This window comes from Amycolatopsis coloradensis, assembly GCF_001953865.1.
Lineage (GTDB): Bacteria > Actinomycetota > Actinomycetes > Mycobacteriales > Pseudonocardiaceae > Amycolatopsis > Amycolatopsis coloradensis.
Genome location: NZ_MQUQ01000010.1, coordinates 328,169 through 353,822, shown reverse-complemented (window position 1 = coordinate 353,822; position 25,654 = coordinate 328,169). Strand labels below are relative to the sequence as shown.

Annotated in this window: 16 protein-coding genes and 2 tRNA genes; 6 read left to right on the top strand and 12 right to left on the bottom strand. The window is 67.0% G+C overall.

What is annotated here, in order from left to right; genetic code table 11:
- The first annotated feature begins 876 nt into the window (after positions 1-876).
- On the top strand, positions 877-2,082 hold the full coding sequence (locus tag BS329_RS19985; protein WP_076162727.1) for a Fic family protein: 1,206 nt from the start codon (positions 877-879) through the stop codon (positions 2,080-2,082).
- 150 nt (positions 2,083-2,232) lie between these two features.
- On the opposite strand, the gene BS329_RS19980 is transcribed toward BS329_RS19985, so the two are convergent.
- From BS329_RS19980 to BS329_RS19970, 3 genes are all read right to left on the bottom strand, one after another.
- Positions 2,233-3,084, bottom strand: coding sequence for a tetratricopeptide repeat protein (locus BS329_RS19980; RefSeq protein WP_143253120.1), 852 nt, complete (start codon positions 3,082-3,084; stop codon positions 2,233-2,235).
- An 894-nt stretch (positions 3,085-3,978) separates the two neighbouring features.
- Positions 3,979-8,298, bottom strand: a complete 4,320-nt coding sequence (locus BS329_RS19975) for an HD domain-containing protein (RefSeq protein ID WP_279628171.1) — start codon at positions 8,296-8,298, stop codon at positions 3,979-3,981.
- A 44-nt stretch (positions 8,299-8,342) separates the two neighbouring features.
- Positions 8,343-8,687: a CU044_2847 family protein gene (locus BS329_RS19970; protein ID WP_076162724.1), complete on the bottom strand. Its 345-nt coding sequence runs from the start codon at positions 8,685-8,687 to the stop codon at positions 8,343-8,345.
- Between the two features lie 835 nt (positions 8,688-9,522).
- Here BS329_RS19970 and BS329_RS43445 point away from each other — a divergent pair.
- Positions 9,523-9,678 carry a hypothetical protein gene (locus BS329_RS43445; RefSeq protein ID WP_158075813.1) on the top strand — a complete coding sequence of 52 codons (156 nt, stop codon included), beginning with the start codon at positions 9,523-9,525 and terminating at the stop codon, positions 9,676-9,678.
- 17 nt (positions 9,679-9,695) lie between these two features.
- Here BS329_RS43445 and BS329_RS19960 read toward each other — a convergent pair.
- From BS329_RS19960 to BS329_RS19950, 3 genes are all read right to left on the bottom strand, one after another.
- A tRNA-Glu gene (locus BS329_RS19960) sits at positions 9,696-9,768 on the bottom strand.
- Between the two features lie 130 nt (positions 9,769-9,898).
- Positions 9,899-9,970: transfer RNA gene (locus tag BS329_RS19955), tRNA-Gln, on the bottom strand.
- 51 nt (positions 9,971-10,021) lie between these two features.
- Positions 10,022-10,756 (bottom strand): HAD family hydrolase, encoded by a 735-nt coding sequence (locus BS329_RS19950; RefSeq protein ID WP_076162722.1) that lies wholly within the window; start codon positions 10,754-10,756, stop codon positions 10,022-10,024.
- 552 nt (positions 10,757-11,308) lie between these two features.
- Here BS329_RS19950 and BS329_RS19945 point away from each other — a divergent pair.
- The gene (locus BS329_RS19945) at positions 11,309-12,547 is read left to right on the top strand and encodes an FAD-dependent oxidoreductase (protein WP_076162721.1); all 1,239 of its coding nucleotides are present in this window, start codon (positions 11,309-11,311) and stop codon (positions 12,545-12,547) included.
- A 67-nt stretch (positions 12,548-12,614) separates the two neighbouring features.
- Here the strand turns inward: BS329_RS19945 and BS329_RS19940 are convergent, their stop codons facing one another.
- The 6 genes from BS329_RS19940 to BS329_RS19915 all read right to left on the bottom strand — a co-directional run bounded on the left by BS329_RS19940 (position 12,615) and on the right by BS329_RS19915 (position 22,767).
- The gene (locus BS329_RS19940; RefSeq protein ID WP_076162720.1) at positions 12,615-13,385 is read right to left on the bottom strand and encodes a fumarylacetoacetate hydrolase family protein; all 771 of its coding nucleotides are present in this window, start codon (positions 13,383-13,385) and stop codon (positions 12,615-12,617) included.
- 19 nt (positions 13,386-13,404) lie between these two features.
- Entirely contained in the window at positions 13,405-15,030 is a 1,626-nt protein-coding gene (gene cimA / locus BS329_RS19935) for a citramalate synthase (RefSeq protein WP_076162719.1), read from the bottom strand.
- Positions 15,031-15,501: 471 nt separating this feature from the next.
- Positions 15,502-16,545: a 3-isopropylmalate dehydrogenase gene (locus tag BS329_RS19930; protein ID WP_076162718.1), complete on the bottom strand. Its 1,044-nt coding sequence runs from the start codon at positions 16,543-16,545 to the stop codon at positions 15,502-15,504.
- A gap of 237 nt (positions 16,546-16,782) precedes the next feature.
- Positions 16,783-20,187, bottom strand: coding sequence for a S8 family peptidase (locus BS329_RS19925; protein WP_076162717.1), 3,405 nt, complete (start codon positions 20,185-20,187; stop codon positions 16,783-16,785).
- A gap of 305 nt (positions 20,188-20,492) precedes the next feature.
- The gene (gene serA, locus BS329_RS19920; RefSeq protein WP_076162716.1) at positions 20,493-22,091 is read right to left on the bottom strand and encodes a phosphoglycerate dehydrogenase; all 1,599 of its coding nucleotides are present in this window, start codon (positions 22,089-22,091) and stop codon (positions 20,493-20,495) included.
- 109 nt (positions 22,092-22,200) lie between these two features.
- Positions 22,201-22,767 (bottom strand): TetR/AcrR family transcriptional regulator, encoded by a 567-nt coding sequence (locus tag BS329_RS19915; protein WP_076162715.1) that lies wholly within the window; start codon positions 22,765-22,767, stop codon positions 22,201-22,203.
- A gap of 94 nt (positions 22,768-22,861) precedes the next feature.
- Between BS329_RS19915 and BS329_RS19910 the strand changes: the two genes are divergently transcribed.
- The 3 genes from BS329_RS19910 to BS329_RS19900 are packed head-to-tail and all read left to right on the top strand — an operon-like array spanning position 22,862 to position 25,543.
- The gene (locus BS329_RS19910) at positions 22,862-23,770 is read left to right on the top strand and encodes a TIGR03620 family F420-dependent LLM class oxidoreductase (RefSeq protein WP_076162714.1); all 909 of its coding nucleotides are present in this window, start codon (positions 22,862-22,864) and stop codon (positions 23,768-23,770) included.
- A complete protein-coding gene (locus BS329_RS19905; RefSeq protein WP_076162713.1) occupies positions 23,767-24,603 on the top strand; it encodes a TIGR03620 family F420-dependent LLM class oxidoreductase in 837 nt (278 codons plus the stop codon). Before BS329_RS19910 ends, BS329_RS19905 begins: the two co-directional genes overlap by 4 nt.
- A complete protein-coding gene (locus BS329_RS19900; protein WP_076162712.1) occupies positions 24,587-25,543 on the top strand; it encodes an ankyrin repeat domain-containing protein in 957 nt (318 codons plus the stop codon). Before BS329_RS19905 ends, BS329_RS19900 begins: the two co-directional genes overlap by 17 nt.
- The last annotated feature ends 111 nt before the right edge of the window (positions 25,544-25,654 follow it).

The following is a 25,654-nucleotide window of genomic DNA, read 5'->3' as shown; positions in this document are numbered from 1 at the left end:
CGCGGCCAATGGCTTTGGATCTGTTTCCTGATCTACCGCGTCGATCCAGACCGCAAGCCTGGACGCGTGTTCGCAGTGAACTGTCGGCTGTGTTGATCGATCGCGCAACGGGGTTGCGAGGCGGAGGTAGCCGGGCTTGGGGTGGTACAAGGCCTGGGAAACCGGGTTCGAACAAATGCGTTCTGTTGTCCGGCGATAATGAACGTCCCGGAGTGCGGCGGACACGGCAGACGCCGTCCGCCACCTCTGTCTCTCGACTCACGAGCGATACGGAAGCCGGACACCCAGCAGCCACTCCGACTCAGCACCCCGATCATCGCGACCACACCGTCCAGCATCGGCCGTGCATTCCGGTGAAGTACGACCCCGCGACAGCCTCCATACCCGGCCGAGACCGCCGACCAGGCCAAGGAACCCCTTGGGTGGCAGTAAAATCACCGAATCGGCGTCTCCCCCGCATGGGGTACCGACATCAACGCGCCGCTCGATCGTTAACCAGGAAGTAGCTTTGCTTGCGACACCGGGCGAACGGGTTCCCTCGGCCCCATGGGGCATGGATTCACGATTAGCTGCATCCTTTCAGGTGAAGCTTCCCGGCGATGGGGGCATCCCAGATGCGCGGAACACACAGTCGTGTAGGAGCTCAAGATCACTTCGGCAGCGGCGGCTCGCGTCGAGATCGATACTCAGTATTCTCAGCACTGATGACCGCAGTGGGCCTGAGCTGGCTTTATGCATACCCGAGACCGAGATGGGCAGCCCATGACCGTCGTCGCGAATAGGCAGAGAACGACACGTAAATACCCAAAAGTTGATCTTGAACTGGTCAAATCCACCATTTGCGGCCTTCGCGTGGGTTCGTGAAGGCTTCGTGTCATGACAGAACGCGATGCCATCGGCGGTGTGTGGGTGCCCTTGGCTGAGGAGGGTGACATTCCGGACGCCATCCGGCGGGAAGGAGCGTGGGTGCCGCGCCCCCTGCCTTCCGACGTCGTCTTGGCGACGAGCACTCATCGGGGTTTGGCTCGAGCCGAGCAGTCACTGGGGCGGCTCGATGAGGCGGCCGAGCGTTTGCCGGACCGGTCATCCCTTGTGTACTACACGATGTTGCGTGAGGCGCAGAGTTCCGCCGCACTGGAAGACGCCTGCGTCTCGTTGAAAGACGTCTTACTGGCCAAGTTGCCGGGCGCGAAGACGGTGGCCGAGCCCGAGGTCGAAGCGATCACCCGGTACCTGGATGCGAGCCGACGCGCGTTCGGCAAGGTCCGCGATGGCGGGGACATCGATCTGCCTCTGCTGGGTGAGATCAGCCGCCAGCTCAGCCCGGCGTCCTCGCCATCCGAGGAAGGAACCGGGTTCTGGCGCGAACGGACGAGCTGGATCAGCGCTCGCGACGGCTCGGCCGTCGTCGCCCACACCCCTCCCGGCCCGCATCTTCAGGCAACAGCACAGCAGTGGCAGGAATGGGTCCGCGCCGACCACGACATGCCCTTGGTCGCCAAGGTCGCCATCGGGCACCCACAGCTGGAACTGATCCACCCGTTCGCCGGCGGCAACGGCTACGTCGCACGGCTCTACGTCAGCCTCGAACTGGTCCGCGCAGGCGTCTTGCGAGACCAGATCCTGCCCCTGTCGCGCTGGCTCGACCGCTACCGCGACGAGTACAACCGGCAACTACGTGCCGTCGTCGACACCGGGAGCTTCGAAGACTTCCTGGTGTTCTTCGCCGAAGGCGTACACGAACTGTGCACCGAACAGATCCACCTCATCAAGCGCATGGAGAAGCTGCGTTCAGAGCATCTCGAAGCGGTGCCGGGAACAGGCAACGCCCGCCGAGTGGCCAGTGAGCTGATCGGGATGCCGGTGACCAATCACCATCTGATCGCGAAGCGGTTCGGCATCTCGGTCAAGGGCGCTACCGACGTCGCCACGAAACTCCACCGCGCGGGGCTGCTCACGGTGAAGGACAACGCCAAATACAACAAGATCTACATCGCCCACGATGTTCTCGAACTGCTCAGCAGTCTCGACCCGGTCCCGCCGGCCAGCGACGACGCCGTCTTCGGGCGCCCAGCGCGGTGACCTCGTCCCGCCGACCCCAGCCTTCCTAGTCAAGGATTCCCGCGATGACGCATGTCCCTTGCCGACACAGACAGTCCGGCCGTCACCGCGCGCGAGCGCGGTCCTGGCGTCGAACGAACTCCTCCTTGGCCGGTCTTGTCACTTCGGCCATCACGGTGGCCTTGTTCGCCGCCCGCCTTGTCCGGCGGAGCCGGAAATCCGCACCGGCAATGACCCGGCATCCGGCGTAGCCAGCAACGACCGCACATAGTCAGCGCCGTCCGCGTCCGCGTCCACCAGAAGGGCCAGCGCGCCGCTGAACGCCTCCCTGGCGGCGCGGGCTTTGTCACTCATCCAATGCGCCCGGCCAAGCAGGATCAGCAACTCAGCACGAGCACGGTCCTCGACCGTGTCGTCCTCGACGGCGAGCGCGACAGCACGAACGAGGGGTGGGACGGCAGCAGCGGCACGGCCCGCGTCCAGGAGCACCACAGCCAAGTCGTGCAGAGCCGCCAGCACACCCCGATTGTCATGCACACGATCACAGGTGGCGACGAGGTCGGAAAGGACGTCCATGGCCCGATGCAGACGACCCCACCTCCGATAGAAGTCACCTAGCGTGGCCAAGGTCGCGCAAACGACCTCGTGGTTCTTCTGCGCTCGGACAAGGCTGAGCACACGGACCCAACGAGCCTCGGCCATCAGCCAGTCGCCGGTCCGTTCCGCGGACTCTGCCGCCATTGTCAGCAGCTCTGTCAGGGCAGCCGGGTCGCGGATCTCGATTGCCGCACGCTCGCCTACCGCGGCGAACTCTTTCATCCACGCAAGATCAGCCGCCATCCCCACGACAGGCCACCAGGCCCGCGCCAGGCGCACTACGTCCTCCGCCAACCCGTGCCCGAGTTCCCACCGCATCAACCCCACCACAGGTTGCCGCAGCGACCGCGGCGGAGCCACGGCTGCCTCATCGTGCCGGCCGGCCGATTCAGCTAAGGCGCGACGATCCACGCCGCGATCAGCCATCCCCATCTCCTGAGCCGCGGCGTGGAGATGCTGCCCTATCCGTAACGCGAGAGCCCTCTCCTCTGCGGGCGAAAGGGCGATCGAAGGCCGTTGCACACTGACCGCGGTGCTCGTCTCCTCGGCTGCCGACGGCCCTGGTACTGCGACAAGACCACGCTCGACCAATCGCTGGAGGCGTGTTCGCAGAGCCGGACCGTGACTTCCGACCGCCACGGCGAGCACGTCGAGAGGTAGCTCATCCACCCCGCATACGACGAAAGCGCACAACAGAAGGTCGTCGTCAGGAGCACTCCTCGACGACGACCGGACGCCATCGCTCACCAGCCGGCAACCTTCCCCAGCGAGCCCTCACCCGCCGACACGCCGTTGCTTGCTTAGCGCACCCTCCCCTGCCACCAGCCCACGGTCCTCAGCACACCGCCCTCGGACGACTAGCTAACCACTTCCGCGGCAGCAACCGCGACCGCTCACGAGGTGAGCTTCGGTAATCTGGCTCACCCGATCGGGCGTCACACCAGGGTATGCGCTGTTCTTCCACAAAATGATCTTCCTTGTCAACCGGCCCTCGGTGATCCAGCGTCTGCCCGAGGCGGCCTCCCACGGCGAGAGAGGACTCCGATCCCCGAGCGGTGTGCCCGCGACACCTTTGACAGAAGGCCGGACGACAGCCCTCGCTCCGTACCGCAAATCCGTCAGGCCGCTTCGTCGCGAATCTGCTTGGCCGTTTTGCTGTCCACGAAGGGATCTCAGCGAACTCCAATTCCGTATCGAGGAAGCGGGGTTCCGACGAGAATGGGGGTGGACCACGCCCAACACCGCCGGGCAAGACACCAAAGGCCCACAGCGCCGACCCCGGCGGACACCTCGATGAAGTGATGACCCATGACGGTCCAGTCAGGCCGGTTCACCAGGAATGACTTCAAGCACAGCAGTGATCGCGCGTAACGCTTCCACCGCCGCGGCTATCTGCTCCGGCCGCCGCGCCTCCACGACGAGGTGGTTGCGAACCTCGTGCTCGGCCCCGCCGGACACGGTCACCGAAACGAGCACGAGATCCGAGGCATCCAGCACCCGCAACAAGTCCACGGTCAGAAGGCGCTGGTCGAGGGCAAGGACCTCAATGGTCGCGCGCGTTGTCGTCTCCGCATCCTGAGGCTTCCTGTCGAGCGCCTGTTTGATCTTGGTCTTGGCGCGGGGCGAGACCACTGAGTTCAGCCAGGCACTGACCGGTTCGACGTCGTCCGAGGTGACGACCTCCACGGTGTCGCCGTCTTGAAGCCTCGTTTCCGGTGTCACCTCGCGATCGTTGACCTTCGCCCCGGCGTAACGGTGTCCGACCTCGGTGTGTATCGCGTACGCGAAATCAATCGTCGTCGCGTCTTGAGGCAGCACGACGGTGTCGCCCTTCGGGGTGAAGACATAGATCTCTTCACGCGCGAGGTCACCACGCAGGGTGTCGAGGAACTCTCCTGGCTCGCCGATCTCCCTTTGCCAGTCCAGCAATTGGCGCAGCCAGGCCGCCTCGCCGGACATGATCCCAGCGTCAGCGGCGCCGTACTCCGCGCTCCGGTGCATCTCGTGCGTCCGGATGCGAATCTCCAGCGGTCTGCCCCCTGGACCGACAACGGTGGTGTGAAGTGATTGGTACAGCCCGAAGCGGGGAGACGCGACGTAGTCGGACAGTTTGCCTTTCGGGTTCCACAACGCGTGCACGACACCGAGTGCGGCATAGCAGTCAGGGACGGTCCTGACCAACAACACGCCGACCGAAATGTCATCGGCGTCGAGCACTGCGCCGTCACCACGATCCAAGACCCGCTGGTGTATCGAGTGATACCTCCTGCCCTCTACTCGTATTTCCGCCTTGATCTTCGCGCTTGCCAGGCTCTCTAGGAGGATTTCCTTCACCTCACTCCAGGCTTGATCGGAGAAGGCCGCCCGGTCGACCACCGCGCGGACGACCTCGTCATAGCGTTTGGGCATGAGGATGGCGAACGAAAGATCCTCGAGTTCGGCGGCGAGCACGTTGATGCTCATCCGCCGGGCGAGCGGGGCCAGGATTTCCAACGTTTCGCGGGCACGGCGCGCCTGCTGTTCGGCAGGCAGGTACCGCATGGTTCGCATGATGTGGAGCCGGTCGGCCAGTTTGAGCACCAGACCGCGCGGGTCACGCGCCGAGGCGATCACCAGTTTGCGGATACTCTCGGCGTCGGTCGCCGGCCCCAGGAGGTCACGGTCAAGTTCGGTGACGGCGTCCACCAGCGCGGCTATGTCGGGTCCGAACATGCGATACACCTCGTCGAGGTCGCAGTCGGTGTGCTCGACCACGGCGTGCAGCAGTCCGGCGGCGACCGTATCCGTGTCCGATCCCATTTCGGTGAGGATCGTCGCGACAGCGAGTGGATGAGTGATGTACGGGTCCCCGGATTCCCGGTATTGGCCGCGGTGCTTTCGTTCGGCGAAGTCATACGCCTCTTGCAACAGCACGAAATCGGCTCTCGGGTGATGGGCGCGGTGGACTTCGACCACCGGCTCCAGCACACTGTTCACCAGCGGATTTCGCGACGAGATGCGGCGGGCCAATCTGGCACGCACCCTGGAGGTCGCCTTTCCGGACGACTCCCCCGCCAATTCCGCCAGGAGCTTCGCCCCACGCTCGTCGTATTCGGCCCAGGCACGCGCCGCGTCAAGCCGGTACCCCTTCGTCACCATGGGGTCCTGGGCTATCGCGGCGAACAAGCCGGCGTCCGGCTCGACGGCGCAGAGTGCGTTCGCGGCCTGGAATCGGGTCCGGCCTTGCAGAGCCGTGTCACCGGCGATTGCGCGCAGCAAGCGACGCATCTCGGTGTCCGCGGATTCAGCCAGGACACGCATGGCCCAAGGTGTGCGGGCGATCTCGTCGTCGAGGGCATCGCTGCCGTCTCGCAGCGCGGCAGCCATCGTGGTCACGGCCCACAGCCGGTACGTCTCCCTGATCGTGTTCGTGGCAGCGATCCGCCGCAATGCCGGCATGGCTCGCGCCTGATCGACTTGCAGCAGCGCTTCCGCCGCCGACCGGCGAGTGAAGCCGTCGGCTTGGGGGTCCGTCGCCACCGCGACGAGTCCGTTCGCCACTTCGGCTCGCAACCGAGGTTCCAGCAGGACGCCGTCGGTCACGAGGGAAGCGACGAAGCGAAGGTCGTCCGGGTCGCCTCGGCGGACCAGGTGCGCCAGCGCACCGCCGAGGTCTCGCCGGTCTTGCCAAGCGGTGACGAGGAACCTGACATAGGACGGCCTGATCGGGGCTGTGTCCTGGCCCGGATCGAAGATCGACCGGAACTCTTGTTCGCTGAGTTCCGGGTCGCCGGTGACGAACCGCGCGGCCAGATACTCCTCGACCGTTCGGTGGAGGAAGGCGAAATTGTCGCCGTATTCCACCAGAACACCATTGCGCCGCAACACTTCGGCCAGCAGCGCCAGCCAGATCCGCTCCGGTACATGCCCCGGACGGAGCGCTGCGGTCCGCGCCCCCAGCAAGTCGACCGACGATCCGGTGTCCCCCTGCTGCCGTCGGAATGCCAGGAAACCGATCAGCTCGCCCGTTCGGACGAGCAGCGCTTCGCCCGCCCGTTCCGCTTCCTCGCCGTACGGCCCGAGGATGCCTTTGAGCTGCGAACGAATGCCACCGACCGCTTGAAACTGGCGCGAGTGCGCCATTTCGACGAACGCCTCGTACAGCAAGCTGCGGGTGCCCGGCAGTACCGTGTCGGGGTCGTTCGCGAAGACCTGGCACAACATCGTCGCCACCAGCGGCGTCCTTGCCAGCTCGGCCAGCCCCACGTCCTTGATCCGAGTGACGAATTCCTGAGCTTTCTCCTCCGGATCCGCGATCTCGAGATGGCGGAACCACCGCTCGGTGAAAGTCTTGTACTGGTTTTCGGTGAACTCCAGCAACTGGAAACCCGTCGGCTTCCAGTCGGCCTCACCGAACACGTGCGGAGGGGCCATGGGACGGCTCGCCACGATGAACCGATACAGGCCATCGGGCATTTCGGCCCGCGCCCCGGCGAGCTTGGTCAAAATGGTCCTGCGCTGCTCGTGGTTCATCACCTCGTCCAGACCATCGACGAGGACGAGCCAGCAGCCTCCGGGAACCGGCGGCTCGGCGAAGAACTCGGGTGGCCACGATTGCCTCAACCCGATGGCGCTGAGATCGGCACGAACGCTGGCGGAGATGGCTTCCGGCAGCGGGGACGAGGCGACGAGATCGCCGGCCAGGACACGTACCGGAGCCACCGGGGTCTCACCGCGTAGCCAGCGGCCGACAAGGAAAGTGACCGCGGCACGCAGCAAGCTCGACTTCCCGGCGCCAGGCCCACCGATGAGCAGACTATCGCCGGGGCGGTCGAACAGCACACTGGCGGGCAACCCGGCAGCCGAGTCACCGGGCTGCCCGGCCATGGTGTCCTCGGACAGGGCATCCTGCTGGACGTACACCTCGGTCAGCGAAGGCGTCCGGCCACCGGTGACCGCGGGATAGGGATGCTGGTGGGCGGCGCGGGCGGCCGTAGTGAGGTAACCAAGCAGCTTCGGCCCGGCGACCGCCCACCCACCCGCACGGAGCTGAGCGTCGTCGAGATGGCGCAGCCAATGCTGGTAGCTGAGCCAGATGGTCCCCCCGATGCGCCTTGCCTCGTCACACAGTCCGACGATCTCCGCGATCGGCAGCATATGGGCGCTGCCGGACTTGTCCGAGGTGCACAACATCCCGCACACCGCGCCGGTGCGGCGATTGACGACCGCGCTGCCGCTGAAACCCGCACCGACTGGGGTACCACGCAGACGGAGCACCGGAAGGTCGTCATTCAGGTCCCGGCGCGACTCGCCCTCGTAATGGAAGGTCGCGGGCTGACCGGCGCGAAACCCACCGGCCGGATGCCCGTACGCCCAGAGCGGGTCCCCGATGGCGATCGCGCTGTTCGGCAGTACGTGCCGTGCTTCCGGGGGAACCGGGAAACGAAGCAACGCGAGGTCGAGACCCGCTGCTGACCGGTGATAGTCCTCCCGTCGCGGAACCAAGTCGTACGACTGCCCCGACCACACCGAGGCCACGGTGACGAGCGGTGGGAGCCTCTCGATGTCGTCTGCGAGCACGTGCGCGCACGTGGCCACAATGCCGGGAGCGATGATGAAACCTGTACCTTGGTTGCCATTCCCAGGCACCCGCAACGCCATGGTGGCCTCACGGGTCAGTCGGTCCCAAGCCGGATGCTCGGAAACTAGGCCGTCGGCTTCGTCCACTCCAGGGCCACCTTAAAGGTCGACTTGGCACTGGCCTTGCCGATCACGGCGATGAACCGGCCGGACTCGACCGCGACCTCGCAGCCGAATTCGATGGTGATCTTGCCTGCGTCACTGGAGCGCAGCTTGGTACTCAGCTCACCCGCGAACGCGCTCAAACCGCCGACCACGTCGTCCAGAGTGGGCCGCCGCGCGGCGATCTCGCTTTCTTCCTCCGCCGCAGCCGGGGTGTCCAGCTGCTTTACGGCGAGGTAAACCTTCTCACCCGACACCGACAACGGAACCAGGACGTCGCCGCCCAAGTCGTCCTCATCCTGCGCCACTGGCCATCCCCTCGTGATGCGATCGGTTGTCCCGGACACAACTCTAGCGTCACTCACGGCAAGAGGTGCTCACGAACAGTATTAATCGGTTCAGCGCCGAACCGAGTTCAAGCGGACATAAACGAGTTCGGCTCTGTTGCAACTGGTTTCCCTCGGTATCCCGACTGATGATGCAAGCTCGACGTTCCAGAGGGAACGCAGTGGCCGATTCATTCCCCTCGAGACATAGGCGGCCATCGAGCATCGGGCCCGCCGCCGTGCTTCGCGGCGAAGTCCGATACCTGACTCGTAAGTGATCGTGGCCCACTTCTACGACATCGAATCCGGCCGCCTCGACATTCCCCTCCCGCGAGCAGGCGGTGTCACCGACCTTCTCACTCGCCGAGCCACGCAATTCAGGCGAGGCAAGGTCAACGACCCGTGCAAGTGGGTACTACTCGTGCTGGCCAAGGAAGAACAACCGCGGCGGCACCGATCCCACGCCGACTGGAAGCCGATCTGGCCACTGTGGACTACAGCGCCGCGCAAGCACGCGTAGAAGATCGAAGCACCTCCAACGGCAGCTCGCCGACACCGAACGCCAGCAAGAAGCGCTGCTCCGTCAAGCACAAGACGACGCAGCTGACGACCCTTTCGCAAAGACGCTGAGGCAGAGCTTCAACGGCTGGCGGCGAGTAAGAACACCGTTCAAGCCGAAAGAACTCAACTGGACGCGCAAGACAGCGCGACTCCAGCACCGCTCACGTCATCGGACCTGAGCCTCCTGGACGCTGTTCCCTACTCGCGGGTTAACTAGGCCAGAGCGCCGCAGCCCCTCCTCCAGGCGCTCTTCGAGGTGACACGGCTCACCGTGCAACTGAACTGCCTCGGCGACGTCGTGACGATCGGGATCAACCTGCCGACTGATCGAGTTCCCGCGATCGCGGAAGCAAAAAAGGATCACGAACGCTATGTCCGCTACTGGAATAACGAAAAGCGCCGATCATCATGATCGACGCTTTTCGCGAGTACCCCCGATGGGATTCGAACCCACGCTACCGGCGTGAGAGGCCGGCGTCCTAGGCCGCTAGACGACGGGGGCTAGGATCTTCCTCTCGAGAGAGGAGGTTTCAGTTGTTCACCTGCTGTGTTGCTACGGAGAAACTTACCAGACCGGGTTTCCCGCCTTCTCAGGGGGGTCACTCTGCGTTTCACTCCGGAGAGTTCTCCAGCTGGGGTACCAGGACTCGAACCTAGACTAACTGGACCAGAACCAGTCGTGCTGCCAATTACACCATACCCCAGTGAGGTACTGTTCCGATCTTGACCGGCTCAGTACCGCACGAGAAAGAATACTAGAGCACGCTGTTCCGCACCGTGAAAGCGGGGGTCTCGGTAGCGCGCTGAGCCGGGACGCCGAGCTTCGCGAACTCGGAAACGAGCAGCTCAGGCAGCTCGTCGAGGCCGGAGATGGTGTGCACGCCCGCCGGGGCACGCTCGGCGATGCCGTCCCGGTCGAGCCAGACGGCACCCAAGCCGGCGTCGCGCGCGCCGATGGCGTCGGTGTCGAGCTTGTCGCCGACGTGGACGGCCTGCGCCGGGTCGCAGCCGAGGCCGAGGCAGACCGAGTGGAACATCACCGGGTCCGGTTTGGCTACTCCGAGTTCACCGGCGATGGCCACGTGGTCGAAGAACCGGGCAAGTCCGAGGTCGGCGATCTTCTTGCGCTGATGCGTGCCCGAGGCGTTGGTGACGGCCGCGACGAGGACACCGGCAGCCCGGAGCCATTCCAGGCACGGGAGGACATCTTCAAACAATTGCCACGAACGGGTGAGGATTTCACGACGGCGTCTTTCGAAGCCGGTGACCTGGTCTTCGTCGGCCAGAATGCCGATCTCGGCGAGGAAGCATTCAGTACGCCGGTGATGCATCGTCGCGTAATCGATGTCACCCGCGATCACCAGCGCGACATGCTCTTCGGTGATGAGATCCCACAGTGGCCAAAGGTCGTTCTGACCGGTGAGCGCGCGCAGGCTGAGCCGGATCGCCGCCGTGCAGTCGATCAACGTGTCGTCGATGTCGAGGCACACCAACCGCAACTCCGGGGGCTCCCAAGGGGCACCGCCCGGAACGTCCGGCGTGGTTCGTGACGGGGTCCGGGGCACGAGAGCGAAATCCACCAAGTGAGGCTAGGGCACCCAGCGCGATCGCGACTCTGCCGATGAGGTGATTAAGGCTGGTCTGTTCCGGCGCGGGCACTCTACTCCCAGTTGGTGAGATGTCGTGTTTTAGTTACCAGGCAACGGCTAACTCGGGCGGCCGGGTGAAAGGTCGATACCCGGCGCCCGGTTCGCTTCGCGGCGCGCACCCCGGTGACGACGATGAAATCCTTACGCGGCTTACGTCGTGGACCGTCCACAAGGGCGCTTCCTCGGCCGGTGTCCTTCCAGGACCGTCCCGAACCCTTTGTGTCCTGTTTGGACAGTCGTCCGAACGTCCGCCGAACTCGCGCGGGCCGGTGAGACCCCGGCCATGGCCCGAACAGCGTATCCGCCCGGATGACGCTTGACGCACCGGTCGGACGGGTGCATCCTGAGCTTATTCAACGAGTGATGAATAAGGGTTTCGAAGGGGTGGGACGGATGAACGAACGCACGGACTGCGTGGTCGTCGGCGGTGGCCCCGCCGGCATGGTCGCGGGGTTGCTGCTGGCCAGGGCCGGGGTCGAGGTCACCGTGCTGGAGAAGCACAAGGACTTCCTGCGGGACTTCCGCGGTGACACGGTGCACCCGTCGACGCTGACCCTTCTCGACGAACTGGGGCTCGGCGAGAAGTTCCTCAACCTGCCGCACAGCCAGATCGCCTACGCCGGCTTCCCGACCGAGGACGGCACGATGATGCGGCTAGCTGACTTGACCCGGCTGAAGGTGGCGCATCCCTTCATCGCGATGGTCCCGCAGTGGGACTTCCTGGACCTGCTCGCCGACGCCGGCGCGAAGGAACCCGCGTTCACGCTGCGGCAGAGCACCGAGATGACCGGGCTGCTCCTGGAACAGGGCCGGGTGGCTGGCGTGCGTTACCGCGACGCCGAGGGGGAGACCGGCGAACTTCGCGCCGACCTGGTGATCGCGGCCGACGGCCGCTGGTCGCTGGCCAGGCGGGAGGCGGGGCTGGTGCCGAAGGAGTACGACACGCCGTTCGACGCGTGGTGGTTCCGGATCTCGCGGCGCGAGGGAGAACTCGAGGGGAGGCTGGCCCCGAAGATGCGAGATCGCCGGTTCGCCGTGCCGCTGCCGCGCAAGGGCTACTTCCAGATCGCCTATCTCAGCCCCAAGGGTGACGACCTGCGTGACAAGGGCATCGAAGCGTTCCGGGCCAACGTGGCGGCGGTTCTGCCCGAACTTGCCGACCGTGTGGACGAGCTGAAGACGACCGACGACATCAAGTTCCTGGACGTCAAGCTGAACCTGCTGCGGAAGTGGCATCTTGACGGGCTGCTGTGCATCGGTGACGCGGCGCACGCGATGTCACCGGTCGGCGGGGTCGGCATCAACCTCGCGGTGCAGGACGCGGTCGCGGCCGCCACCCTGCTCGCCGAACCGCTGCGCCGGGGACGGCCGTCGATGGCGGAGCTGGCGAAGGTCCGCAAGCGCCGTCTCGCGCCGACGATGCTGGTGCAGGGGCTGCAACGCCTGTTGCACAAGAACGTCCTGCGGCCGGTGATGGAAGGCAGGCGCAACGGCCCGCCCGCGCCGATGGTGAAGCTGTTCAGCCGCTTCCCCGTGCTGTCCTACTTCCCCGCGCGGCTGCTGGGCCTGGGGCTGCGGCCGGAGCACGCCCCGGCGTTCGCGCGGCGGGCGATGGAGCCGGTGGACGATTAGCCTCCGGATGTTATGAACGGTCCGTTCATAACAAAATCTGTGATGAACGGACCGTTCATAACACGCTTCAGACGCTTTGCACCGGGTTCGTCAGGGTGCCGATGCCCTCGATGGTGATCGAAACGGACTGGCCGTCCTCGATCGGGCCGACGCCCTCGGGAGTACCCGTCAGGATGATGTCGCCGGGCAGCAGGGTCATCACGCCGGACACGAATTCGACCAGCTCGGGGATCTTGTGCACCAGGTCCGATGTCCGGCCGTCCTGCTTGAGGACACCGTCCACCTCGGACCTGAGCGCGAGGTCGGCCGCGTCGATCGAGGTCTCGATCCACGGGCCGAGCGGGCAGAAGGTGTCGAAACCCTTCGCCCGGCCCCACTGGCCGTCGGACTTCTGCAGGTCACGCGCGCTGACGTCGTTCGCCACCGTGTAGCCGAGGATCGCGCTCGCCGCGCGGACGGCGGGCACGTTCTTCACCGGCTGGCCGATGACGATGGCCAGTTCACCCTCGAAGTCGACGCGGCCGATGCCGTCCGGAACACGGATGGGCGCGTTCGGGCCGATCACCGTTGTCGACGGCTTGATGAACAGCATCGGGTCCTGTGGGACCTCGTTGCCGAACTCGGCCGCGTGCTTGGCGTAGTTCCGCCCGACCGCGATCACCTTCGACGGCAGGATCGGCGCGAGCAGCCGGACGTCGGCGAGCGGCCAGCGCTTGCCGGTGAAGTTGGGGTTGCCGAAGGGGTGCTCGGCGATTTCGAGTACCTGGGCGTCGTCGCCGTCCCCTTCGACCGAAGCGAACGCGACACCACCGGGATGAGCAATACGGGCTAGACGCACTCCCCCACTGTACGACTCCTCAGGCCGGAGCCTCGGACAGGGACTTGTGCACCAGCGCGTCGCACAGCGCGAGCCAGCTCGCTTCGACGATGTTGCCGTGCACGCCGACGGTGGTCCATTCCCGCTCGCCGTCGCTGGTCTCGACCAGCACCCGGGTGACGGCGTCGGTGCCGGGATGGCCGGGCAGGATCCGCACCTTGTAGTCGGCCAGCTCGACACTGTCCAACCAGGACAGATGCGGGCTGAGCGCCTCGCGCAGGGCGGCGTCGAGCGCGTGCACGGGGCCGTTGCCCTCGGCGGTGGCGATCACGCGCTGCCCGGCGACGTGCACCTTCACCGTCGCCTCGGAGACGACCTCACCGTCGGAGCGGTGGTCCAGCACGACCCGGTACGACTCGAGTTCGAACGGCGGTTCGTCGAGGACGTCGCTCTGCGGCCCGTCGACTTCCCGCCGCAGCAACAGTTCGAGCGAAGCGTCCGCGGCTTCGAACGACCAGCCCTCGGATTCGAGTTGCTTCACCTTGCGGACGGCGCTCGTCAGCGCCTCGGGCTGGCCGGCAAGGTCGACCCCGAGCTCACGTCCCTTGAGCTCCAGGCTGGCCCTGCCGGCCATCTCGGTGACCAGTACCCGCATGTCATTGCCGACAGAAGCTGGATCGATGTGGTTGTACAGCAACGGATCCACCTTGATCGCGCTCGCGTGCAGTCCCGCCTTGTGAGCGAAAGCCGACGCCCCTACGTAAGCCTGGTGGGTGTAGGGGGCGAGGTTGGCGATTTCGGCAAGAGCATGGGAGACCCGGGTGAGCTCGGCGGCGCCTCCGGTCGGGAGCACCTCCATTCCGAGCTTGGTCACCAGATTTCCCGTGACGGCGAACAGATCGGCGTTACCCGCCCGTTCGCCGTACCCATTGGCGGTGCACTGGACGTGCGTCACGCCGGCCTGCACGGCGGCGACGGAGTTCGCCACCGCGCAGGAAGTGTCGTCCTGGCAATGGATTCCGAGCCGGAATCCGGTCCTTTCCTTGACCTCGCGGACGGTTTCCGCGAGGCCGAGCGGCAGCTGGCCACCGTTGGTGTCGCACAGCACGGCGACGTCGGCACCGGCGTTCATTCCCGCGTCGAGCACCTTGAGCGCGGTGTCCGGGGAGAACGCGTAGCCGTCGAAAAAGTGTTCCGCGTCGAGGAAGACGCGACGTCCTTCGCCGACGAGGAACGCGACGGTGTCCCGCACCATCGCGCAGGCCTCGTCGACGTCGACCCGCAGCGCGCGTTCGATGTGACGGAGGTCCGCTTTGGCCACCAGGGTGATCACCGGTGCCCGCGAATCGAGCAGGGCCCGCACCTGCGCGTCCTTGTCCGCCGTGGTGCCCGCTTTCCGTGTCGCGCCGAACGCGACAAGCGCCGCGTGACGCAGTTTCAGTTCGCCCGAAGCCGCGCGGGCGAAGAATTCCGTGTCCTTGGGCAGCGCACCCGGCCATCCGCCTTCGATGAACCCGACCCCGAGGTCGTCGAGCAGTTTCGCCACCGCCAGTTTGTCCGTGACGGAGTAGGAGATCCCCTCACGCTGCGCACCGTCGCGCAACGTCGTGTCGTACAGGTGGAAGGCGTCACCGAGCGGCGTATCGGCGGGCTCCGTGCGGGTCACGGGGGACTCCTCGTGGTGGTGGCGAAGCTGGTTCGGGCAACAAAAAAACCTCCCGCATGGGTGCGAGAGGTTGCGCGCCGGGGGCTCTTGTGGAGCTGTTATCCGGCGCGCTCGGCGATAATGATGGTGCAGGAGGTCACGGACGCATCATGGCACACGCTCCACCCGGGCGTCCACAAGCCGGGCGCCACTTCCCACGTTCTGGGAGCAAGGCCGCCCCGCAGGCACGACCCGCCGAGTCTCGCAGGCATGTCGCGAAAGCCACTTTCGGGACATCTGTTGTCCCGAAAGTGGCTTTCGCGACACCGCCCGGCTCGGGCCGAGAGGCGAAGGGGCCATGCCGGAACGCAGGTCCGTGAAGGCCAGGAGAAAAGCGCGGGGCGACCAGGCGCCACAGCCATCGCCCGAATGCGATGAAGGGGCCTTTCATAGCAAAAATTGCCATGAAAGGCCCCTTCAGCTCAGGGCGAGCTACTGAGTGACCGGGCGCACGTTCGACGACACCAAGGCCGCCAGCCGGTCACCGATCGCGTGCGTCGCACCGGGCGACGCCTGGTCGCGGGTCGCGAGGTCGAAGGCCACCGAGGCCTCGATCCGCCGCGCCGCTTCCTTCTGTCCCAAGTGGTCCAGCAGCAGCGCGACCGAAAGCACCGCGGCGGTCGGGTCGGCGAGACCCTGGCCCGCGATGTCCGGCGCGCTTCCGTGCACCGGCTCGAACATGCTCGGGTTCCGCCGGGTGATGTCGAGGTTCCCGCTCGCCGCCAGCCCGATGCCGCCGGTCACCGCGGCCGCGAGGTCGGTGATGATGTCGCCGAACAGGTTGTCCGTCACCACGACGTCGAACCGCGAGGGGTCGGTCACCAGGTGGATGGTCGCGGCGTCCACATGGGAGTAAGCGACGGTCACCTCCGGGTGCTCCAGAGAGACCTCTTCGACGATCCGCGACCACAGCGAACCCGCGTACTCCAGCACGTTCGTCTTGTGCAGGAGCGTCAAGTGCTTGCGCGGCCGCGCCTCGGCGCGGTTGAACGCGTCGGTCACCACGCGCCGGACGCCGAACGCCGTGTTGACGCTGACCTCCGTCGCGATCTCGTGTTCGGTGTCCTTGCGCAGCAGGCCACCGTTTCCGGCGTACGGGCCTTCGGTGCCCTCACGCACGACGACCATGTCGATCTCACTCGAGTCGGCGAGCGGACCACGCACCCCCGGGTACAACCGGGCGGGCCTCAAGTTCACGTGGTGGTCGAGCTCGAAACGGAGCCGCAGCAGCAAACCACGCTCCAGAATGCCGCTCGGCACCGTCGGGTCGCCCACCGCGCCCAGCAGGATCGCATCGTGCTGACGGAGTTCGCCGAGCACGGACTCCGGAAGCAGCTCGCCGGTGGAGTGCCACCGGGCGGCGCCGAGGTCGTAGTTCGTGATCTCCGCCGTCGGTACGACCTCACCGAGCACCTTGAGCGCCTCGGCGACCACTTCGGGCCCGATCCCGTCTCCTGGGATCACCGCGAGCCGCATCCACACACCTCCGTAGACCAGGCCACCGGCAGTCCGGATGGCCCATCCGCAAGAAAACGCCAGCAGCGGAAGGTTACCGGCCGTAGCCCGGTAGCCGTAGCCGCACCACCCTTATGCCGGAATCTCCCACAGAGCGAGACAGCCGAAAGAGTGAATACAAGAAGGGACGCCCTGGCGGAAAGCGTGCCGCCAGGGCGTCCCTCACCTCATCGAACGCGGGTCACCCGCACTACCGTGTCAGCCCACACCGATCGGCTGACGTCCGGTGTGCCGACCGCCGTTGCCCGGCCGGTCGGCGCCTTCGTGGGAACCGCCGGAGTTCGCCTGGATCTTCACCACGTTCGCCCGGCTGCCCGAGGCGTTGTGGTGATCGATCGCCAGCAGGCCCAGCACGGTGTCCTGCGCGGCCGTGTTGCGGTTGACCACCAGGGCCGTGCCCGGCTTCGCGACGTAGCCCAGCGCGGAGTCGCCGCCGCCCTGGACCGTGTACGCGGGAGCCAAGGCGTCGAACGAAAGCGGCGTGCCGACGTAGTCGATCGTCGACGAGTCCGCACCCGGCGCCGCGTAGAACCCGGAGGTCCCGACCGTGTAGCTGATCTTGTGCGAAGCCGCGTTCGGGTCGATGCCCAGCGCGGCGACGCTCACCGGCAGCACGACGACGTTGGTGTCGTACACGTTCGTGTCGACGTCGCCGAGCTGGCCGTTGACCGGCTGGATGTCCACCTGCGGGAAGCCCGGCTTCAGCGCCACCGTGACGGCCACCAGCACATCGGTGGCGGTCACCTTCGTGACATAGGTCTCGAAGTCCGGCTGCCCGTCGCCCGTGGTGTCGATGTCCACGAACGGCGAGGTGTTGCTGCCCAGGTTGGCCAGGTCGCTCCAGGTGGTGAGACCGAAGGCCAGCAACGCGTTCTCCGGCTCACCCTGCGCCTTGGCCAGCGGAGCCGTGGACGCCGCGCCGACGTAGCGCAGGTCGGCGCCCTTGGCGGTCTGGTTCAGCGTGCAGTCGGTGGTGACGCCGCCGTCGCATTCGGGCAGCTGCGGGGATTCCGCCTGCAGTTCGAGCACGCTGATCAGCGAGCGGTACCGCTGCGGGCCGGTGCCCTGGTCGACGCCCTTGCCGGTCAGGTTCAGCACGGCCTGGTTCTGGCCGTTGCCGAAGTTGACCGTGCCCGGGGTGTTGATGGCCGAGACGGGCTTCGGCGCGGAGTACACCGAGAGACGCAACGGAACGGTCGTGCCGCTCTTCGGGGTGAACGCGATCCGGCCGGAGGCGTCCGCCACGAACTGCCGCGCGAGGCCGACCTGCGAAGCCGCCATGGTCGGGTCCATGACCTTGCGGAGCGCCTTGGGGTCGGCGATCTTCAGGGTCACCTTCACCAGCGCGACACCGCGCGGGCTCAGCTTCACCGTCGGCTTGTCCACTGTGTACTCGACACCGGGGAGCGCGTTCACGGCTTCGTAGCCCACCGAGTACTCGACCGGTTTGATGCCCTTGTTGACCACCTTGACCGTCTTGGTCAGGGTGACCGGGCCGCCCGCTTCGACGACGCCGAAGTTGACCGAGACGAAGCCGGGGTTGTCGACGACGTAGGCCAGGACCTGGTTGTCCAGCGCGGCTTTCGCGTCGATCCGGCCGCTGCCGACCCGCTGCGGGCCGTAGGTGCGGCCCGACGCGTCGTGGATGTCGTGCCCGGCGGTGTTGATGACCGAGGCCTTGACCTCTTCGACCGACCAATCCGGGTGCGCCTGACGGATCAGGGCGGTGATACCCGAGGTGTGCGGAGCCGCCATCGACGTTCCGGAGATGACCAGGCGGCCGGCGCCACTGCCACTGAGCGCCGACGAGATCGAGTCACCGGGCGCCGCGACGTCCGGTTTGGAAGCCGGGCCGCGCCCGCCACGCGAGGTGAACGAGCTCGGGGTGTCCACAATGGACTGGTCGCTGGTCGGTACGGACACGCGGCCCTTGCCGGTCATGCGGACCTGCAGCGTGCCCGCGTTCAGCGCCGGGCGGACCGACGCGGTCGCGCTGCCGGTGAGCTGGAACGTCGGGGTGGCGGCGTTGCCCGCGATCCCCGCCGAGAAGTGTTCCAGGGTGGACGAGAACAGCGCGCCCTTGGCACCGGCGGCCTGCGCGTTGTTCGAGCGGGCGCCCGAACCGCAGGCACGGGTCGCGTCGTTGTCGTCCCATTCGAGGAACACGATCTTGCCCGCGGCCTTGGCCTTGTCGGCTTCGGAGTACGGCTTGCAGCCGGCGGCGTTGTCGGCCGACAGCCTGACCACCGGCGCGGTGACGTCGAGCGTGTCGTAGGTCGCGTAGTTCTGGCTGAACTGCCCGGTCTTCGCACCCTTGACACCATCGGGAGCGACGGCCTCGACGGCGTCGCGGAGAACCGACGCGTCACGGCTGCTGGCGACGGTCAGCGCCTCGGGCGTGTTGCCCGGCGCGCCGCCGACGTCGTTGAGGTCGCCGCCGTTGCCCGCGGAGAAGACCGGGACGACGTTGTTCGCGGCGATCTTGCGCACGAACAGCGAGTCCGGGTCGTCCGGAGTGGCGAAGTCGCCGCCCAGCGACAGGTTGACCACGTCGAGGTGGTCGGTGAAGTCGCCGTCGCCGTCCGGGTCGAGCGACCAGTCGAGCGCCTGCGAGGTGACGTTGGTCGAGCCGTCGCAGCCGAAGACCTTGATCGCGTACAGGAGGGCCTTGGGCGCGGTGCCCGGACCGATCCGCATCGCTTCGATCTTCTTCTTGTTCAGCTTCTTGTAGTCACCGGTGAAGGTCCTGCCCGCTTCGTCCACACCGAATCCGGCGACCGTGCCCGCGACGTGCGTGCCGTGGTGGCCGCAGGAAATCGGGTTGGGGTCCGGCTTCGGGACGTGGAGGGCCGGGTCGTCGCTGCCGGTGTCGTAGGCGTCGCCGACCAGGTCGATACCGCCGACGACCTTGTCGGTCGGGAAGGCGGGGGTGGCCTGGTCGCGGTCGATCGCCTTGTACGCCTCGGCCGTGCCCGGACCGCCGAAGGTGGCGTGGGTGTAGTCGATGCCGTCGTCGATCACGCCGACGCGGATGCCGTCGCCGTAGCGGCCGGTCTGCTGCCACGAAGCGAGCGTGTTGGTCAGCTGGACCGCGCTGGAGTTGGTGCGGGTCTTCGGCACCACCTTCTTGACCGAGACGACGTCCGGCCGCTTCGCCAGCTCGCGGATCTTCGCCGCGTCGGCCGTGACGACCGCGCCTGCGACCGCGTTGGCGGTCTGGGTGACCAGCTGGGTGCCTGCGTCGGCGGCCTTGAGCTGACCGACGACGGAGTTCACCGTCGCGGCGGCGTCGGCCTTGGCGTTCTTCGCCGCCTTCTTGGCCTTCTCCTTGCCGGCACCCTTGTTCTGCTCGGCGTTGAAGGCGTCGACGGCGGGCTGCTTGGCCAGCTCGACGAAGGCGGTGATCTTGCCCTGGGCGGCCTTGAGCTTCGGCTCGACCTTCCCCTGGAAGCCGTTACGGTCGATCTTCGCCGGCGTGATGCCGTCCGCGAGGGGGACATCCTGTGCGGCTGCGGTCGCCCCGGTCACGGACGTCGCGAGCAACGCGGCGAAGACCGCGGCCGATGAGCGGATGGCCCATCGGGGTACGCGGGATCTGTTCATGAGTACGTGCCCTCACTCGAGGCCTTGACTCGGAACCTGCCTGCCGCTCGAACACACCCCCGACGGTGAGCCCCGGCGCCGCGCCGTGCCCTTGACGGCGCGATGGTTCGGCCTCGCCGGAGAAACCTATCGGGGGACCAGCCCGACTTCAGTAGGCATTTTTCACCGTTACTGAATCTTGCTCTGCGTTCTCGCGAACCCCGCACACACAACGACCGCAGTTAGTCGACTAATTGCGGGAAAGTACATGAAGGCCCCCTTCCTGTACCTAGGCGCAAGGAAGGGGGCCTTCATGTACTGGGAGGTCAGCCGAAGTTGACCGCGCGGATGGTATGCGCGCCGACGGTGGCGCCGATCGGCTCCAGCAGGTGCGAGTCCACCGAGCGGTCCACCCGCAGCAGCATGACGGCGTCCGTGCCGTCGGTGGTCTGGCTGATCTGCGCGGCCTCGATGTTGATGCCCGCCTCGCCGAGCAGCGTGCCGACGCGGCCCATGATGCCCGGGCGGTCCGGGTACTCGAGCAGCAGCACGTTGCCCTCGGCACGCAGGTCGAAGTGGCGGCCGTTGACCTCGACCAGCTTCTCGACCTCGTCCTTGCCGGTGACCGAGCCGGACACCGAAAGGGTCTGGCCGTCGGCGTGGACCGCGCGGACGGTGACCAGGCTGCGGAATTTGGGGCTTTCGGGCTCGATGACCAGATCCACCTGGACACCCAGCTCTTCGGCGACACGCGGCGCGTTGACGAAGGTGACCTGGTCCTCGACGACGCCGGAGAACACACCGCGCTCGGCCGCGAGCGGCAGCACGCTGACGTCCTCGGTGGACAGTTCGCCCTTGACCACGACGGTGACCGACGTCGGCGCCTTCGGGTTGAGCGCGGTCAGCACGGTGCCGAGCTTCTGGGTGAGCGAGAGGTACGGCCGCACGTGCTCGCCGACCGTGCCGCCACCGGCGACGTTCACCGCGTCCGGCACGAAGTCGCCGCGCAGCGCGAGCAGCACGGACTTCGCGACGTCGGTGCCCGCGCGGTCCTGCGCCTCGGCGGTCGACGCGCCGAGGTGCGGCGTGACGACGACGTTCGGCAGCCCGAACAGCGGGCTCTCGGTGGTGGGCTCGGTGACGAACACGTCGATACCGGCACCGCCGACGTGGCCGGAGCTCACCGCGTCCGCCAGCGCCTGCTCGTCGATGAGGCCACCGCGCGCGGCGTTGACGATGATGACGCCCTGCTTGACCTTCTTGAGCGCCTCGGCGCCGATCAGGCCCTTGGTCTCCGGGGTCTTCGGCAGGTGGATGGAGATCGCGTCGGCGCGCTCCAGCAGCTCGTCCAGCGTGACCAGTTCGATGCCGAGCTGCGCGGCGCGGGCGGCCGAGACGTAGGGGTCGTACGCGATGAGCTTGGTGTCGAAGGCGGCGAGACGCTGCGCGAACAGCTGGCCGATCTTGCCGAGGCCCACCACACCGACGGTCTTGCCCTGGATCTCGACGCCGGAGTAGGCGCTGCGCTTCCACGCGCCGCCTTGGAGGCTCTGGTCCGCCGCCGGGACCCGGCGGGCGACCGCGAGCAGGAGAGCGACGGCGTGCTCGGCGGCGGAGACGATGTTCGACGTCGGCGCGTTGACCACCAGCACACCGCGTTCGGTGGCGGCGGGGACCTCGACGTTGTCCAGCCCGACGCCGGCGCGGGCGACGACCTTGAGCGAGGTGGTGGCGCCGAGCACCTCGGCGTCGACCTTGGTCGCGGACCGCACGAGCAGCGCGTCCGCCGTCTTCACGGCTTCGAGCAGCGCGGGGCGGTCCGTGCCGTCCACATGCTGGACCTCGACCTCGTCGGAGAAGACGCTCAACACGGAAGGCGCGAGCTTCTCCGCGATGAGGACGACGGGCTTGTTCGGCTTGGTCACGATACGGCTCCCACTATCTGGTCTGTGCCTGCGACTCAGGGTTGATGGCTTCGCGGTCACGCCGTTGTGCCCGGTTGCGCCGCAGTTTAGACCTGGTTACAGGGGATTGTTAATTCGCCCGTAATCCGGCGAAGACGAGGTCGAGGAGCCGTTCGAGGCCCTCGTCACCCGAAAGATGTTCACTGGCCCAGGAAAGCGCGTGCAGCAGCACCAGCAACTCGTGCGCCGTGACGTCCGCGCGGAGTTCCCCCGAGGCCTTCGCTCGTTCCACCAGTTGGGATACCTCGTCCCGCATGGCGTGACATGAGGCGTACAGCGGCGAGGTCTCGTCGTCGAGGACGTCGACCATCAGCTCGGGCAGTCCGCGGTAGCTCGCGGATTGCCTGCCCATCCCGGCGAGCCAGGTCTTGAGCGCACTCAACGGCTCCGGCGAGATCAAGAGTTCGCGCGCCGCCGCGGCCTGACCGTCGAATCTCTCGCGGAGCACGGTCTCGACCAGCGCCTCGCGCGTCGGGAAATGCCGGTACAGCGTCCCGATACCGACACCGGCCTGGCGAGCGATCTCTTCCAATGACGCCTCGACCCCGCGCGCGGCGAAGGCACGTTTCGCCTCCTCTACGAGGCGCTCGTAGTTGCGCCGGGCGTCCGCGCGCAGCGGTTTCTTCTCGGTGTCCATCGCGCTCCCGAGCTTAGTCTCGACAAATCGGAGGCAGCCTCCGTATAGTCGGCCAGGTAACCGGAGGCTGCCTCATATTAGCTGGAGAGTACGCATGAACCTGGTCGAAGAGACCCGCGACCTGCTGGGACCGGTGGGCGTCTGGCTGCCGCTCGGCATGCTCAAGCCGTCACCCGAAGAAGAACTGAAGGCGATACGACGGCTGGAAGAGCTCGGATATCGCACCGTGTGGGCGGGCGAGGGACCGGCGGCCCGGGAGCTGTTCGCGCACAGCGGCGTCGCACTCGCCTCCACCGAACGGGTGGTGATCGGCACCGGGATCGCCAACATCTGGTCACGGCCCGCGTACACCGCCCAGGCCGGCGGACGAGCGCTCGCGCACGCCTTCCCCGGCCGGTTCGTGCTCGGCGTCGGCATCGGTCACGCACACCAGGCGACGAAAAGCGGTTCGGACTACCGGCCGCTCGAACAGACCCGGGAGTACCTCGCGGCCATGTCCGCCGCCGAGGCCGAATTCCCTTCACCGGTCCCGTTTCCGCGCGTTCTCGCCGCCGTCGGCCCGAAGATGCTCGAACTCGCGAGGGAGCTGACGGACGGCGCGCACCCGTTCGCGCAGCCCTTCGAACACACGCCGTACGCCCGCGAGATCGTCGGGCCGGACAAGCTGCTCATCCCGGAGCATCCGGTCCTGCTCGGCGGCCGGGAGGAGGCGCGGGCGAACATCGCGAAGACCATCGAACTGCTGAAGCAGTACGACATCCCGCACTATTTCAAGGGGTGGAAACGGCTCGGCTACACCGATGCCGACCTCGACGGCGTCAGCGACCGGCTGGTCGACGGGCTGACCGCCTGGGGCGACGAGGAGAAGATCACCCGGCGGATCAAGGAAATCGTCGACGCCGGCGCGGACACCGTGCTCGTCAACCCGGTCGGTGACAGCCTGGACGTCATCGTGGACCAGCTGGAACGGCTGGCACCGGCACTGGCGGAGGTGACCCGGTGAGCGTCGGGATCTGGACCTTCTCCTTCGACGGCAAGGAAATCGGCGAGGTCCGCGACGCTGCCTCGGAAATCGAAGAACTCGGCTTCGACACGCTGTGGTTCGGGGAGCACCTGGGCCGGGAGGCTTTCACGCAGGCGGGCCTGTTGCTGGCGGCGACGTCACGGCTGACGGTCGCCACCGGGATCGCGCGCTTCGACCAGCGCGAACCGGCCACCGCCGCGGCCGCCGGGCGGACCCTCGCCGAGGCGTATCCGGGCCGGTTCGTCCTCGGCCTGGGCGGGCACCGGCAGGGCACGAAACCACTGGGAGCGATGCGCGGGTACCTCGACGGGATGGACCGGACCGAACTGTCCACACCGGACTCCCCGCACCGGCGACTGCTGGCCGCGCTGGGCCCGAAGATGCTCTCGCTGGCCGCGGAACGCGCCGATGGGGCGCATCCGTACTTCGTCCCCGTCGAGCACACCGCTCTCGCCCGGGAGATCATGGGCCCTTCGGCGTATCTGGCCGTTGAGCAGGCCGTAGTGCTGGGTTCGGATCGGGAGATCGCCCGGACGCACGTGTCGATGTACCTGGAGCTGGCGGCCCACCATCGGGCGAACCTGCGGCGGTTCGGCTTCACCGAGGAAAACTACGGTTCGGATCGCCTCGTGGACACGCTGGTCGCCGTCGGGGAGGACGCGATCTCGGCCCGGATCCAGGCACATCTGGACGCGGGCGCGGACCATGTCTGCCTGCAGGTCCTGACCGGGGACGAGCGGATCCCGCTGGCCGAGTGGCGGATTTTGTCGGAGGTCGCGGGTAGCGTGCGGAAGCGTGACGTCACCGGCTGAACTGGCTTTCGAGCAGGCACACGAACTCATCGACGCGCGGGACCTCGCCGGGCTCGCACGCCTGATCGGCGACCTGCCCACGCTCGTCCACGCGCACGGTAAGAACGGGAACGATCTGCTCGGCATGGCCGTCGCGACCCGCGACGAGCGGCTGTGCCGGATCCTGCTGGACCACGGGGCGGATCCGGCGTCGGCCAACGTGCACGGCTGGACCGCGTTGCACCAGGCGGGCTACGTCGGGCTGCCACTGCTGGTCACGATGCTGCTCGACGCCGGCGCCCCGGTCGGCGTGTCCGCCCGCGGCGACGGCGGGACACCGCTGGTGGTCGCGCTGTTCTGGGGTCACCGCGAGGCCGCCGAGGTACTGGCCGCGCGCAGCCTGTCCCCCGGCAACCTGCGCGTCGCCGCCGGTCTCGGCCACGCGGACCTGCTCGACGCGCTGGTCGCTCCGGACGGCACGCTCTCCCGCGCGGCGGGCGCGCACCGTGAGTTCCACCGGCCGCACAGCGGTTTCCCGGAGTGGCGGCCGAGCGACGACCCCGCCGAGATCCTCGACGAGGCGCTGTCCTGGGCCGCGCGGAACGACCGCTCTTCTGCTGTCCGCACGCTAGTGGAGCGGGGCGCGCGGGTGGACGCCGACGTCTATCGGGGGACGGCGCTGACGTGGGCCGCCGCTCAGGGGAAGGCGTCGGTGATCGGGACTTTGGCCGAGCTTGGGGCCTCGGTGAACCGGCAGGGCACCTTCGGCGGGCTTTCCCATGGGGAAGGTGTCACCGCGCTGCACCTTGCCGTGCAGGGTGGGCACGTGGACGCGGTTCGCGCCTTGCTGGCGGCGGGGGCGGATGCGTCCCTTGAGGACACTTTGTACTCATCTTCGGCTTTGGGGTGGGCTGAGCATTTCGAGCAAGAGGAGATCCTGGCGGTTCTTCGCGACGCTTGAGCCTGGGCGGGGCGTGACTTGCCCATGGCCTGAACCCACCGCGCCCCAAGAGAAGTAGACACGAAGGCACAGCCCTCCCTGCCGTCCCGGCCGATCGGCGGGAAGCACCGA

Bases quoted from the DNA above. Each gene is read 5' to 3' on its own strand.
- BS329_RS19985 (WP_076162727.1), top strand. From the start codon at position 877: ATGACAGAACGCGATGCCATCGGCGGTGTGTGGGTGCCCTTGGCTGAG.
- BS329_RS19925 (WP_076162717.1), bottom strand. From the start codon at position 20,187: ATGAACAGATCCCGCGTACCCCGATGGGCCATCCGCTCATCGGCCGCG.
- BS329_RS19910 (WP_076162714.1), top strand. From the start codon at position 22,862: ATGAACCTGGTCGAAGAGACCCGCGACCTGCTGGGACCGGTGGGCGTC.
- BS329_RS19945 (WP_076162721.1), top strand. From the start codon at position 11,309: ATGAACGAACGCACGGACTGCGTGGTCGTCGGCGGTGGCCCCGCCGGC.
- BS329_RS19930 (WP_076162718.1), bottom strand. From the start codon at position 16,545: ATGCGGCTCGCGGTGATCCCAGGAGACGGGATCGGGCCCGAAGTGGTC.
- BS329_RS19975 (WP_279628171.1), bottom strand. From the start codon at position 8,298: ATGGCGTTGCGGGTGCCTGGGAATGGCAACCAAGGTACAGGTTTCATC.
- BS329_RS19915 (WP_076162715.1), bottom strand. From the start codon at position 22,767: ATGGACACCGAGAAGAAACCGCTGCGCGCGGACGCCCGGCGCAACTAC.
- BS329_RS19980 (WP_143253120.1), bottom strand. From the start codon at position 3,084: ATGGCTGATCGCGGCGTGGATCGTCGCGCCTTAGCTGAATCGGCCGGC.